This window comes from Pseudomonas sp. 21615526 (genome assembly GCF_013386245.1).
Lineage (GTDB): Bacteria > Pseudomonadota > Gammaproteobacteria > Pseudomonadales > Pseudomonadaceae > Aquipseudomonas.
This window is the reverse complement of sequence record NZ_JACAOM010000143.1, coordinates 1-406: the sequence shown is the minus strand read 5'-3', so window position 1 is coordinate 406 and position 406 is coordinate 1. Positions and strand designations below refer to the sequence as shown.

Annotated in this window: 1 protein-coding gene; it reads left to right on the top strand. The window is 66.7% G+C overall.

Features of this window, described 5'->3' with window-relative positions:
• On the top strand, positions 1-334 hold a 334-nt coding region (locus HX786_RS28530; protein WP_178912914.1), incomplete at its 5' end, for a VOC family protein.
• Positions 335-406 lie beyond the last annotated feature (72 nt).

The following is a 406-nucleotide window of genomic DNA, read 5'->3' as shown; positions in this document are numbered from 1 at the left end:
CAGCCCGGCCACCAGCGCCAACCTCTACAGCCGGCTGCTGGACAAGCCGCCGGTGGAGCTGGGACCGACCTTTGCGCTGTTCATCCTCGACAACGGGGTGAAACTCGGCCTGTGGTCGCGCCACACCGTGGAGCCTGCGGCCCACGCCTCGGTTGGCGGTAGCGAGGCGGGTTTCTGCGTCGCTGATATCGCAACGGTCGACGATTTGCACACGCGCTGGGTGCAACTCGGGATGAGCATCATCCAGTCACCGGTCGAGGCGGATTTCGGCTACACCTTTGTCGCCCAGGACCCCGACGGTCACCGCCTGCGGGTGTTCACCGTGAACCCGTAACGGCTTGCGGCGCCAGCGCCCTTCGAGGCTGATGGCGCCGACACTGGCCAGCACGATCAGGCCACCCAGCAC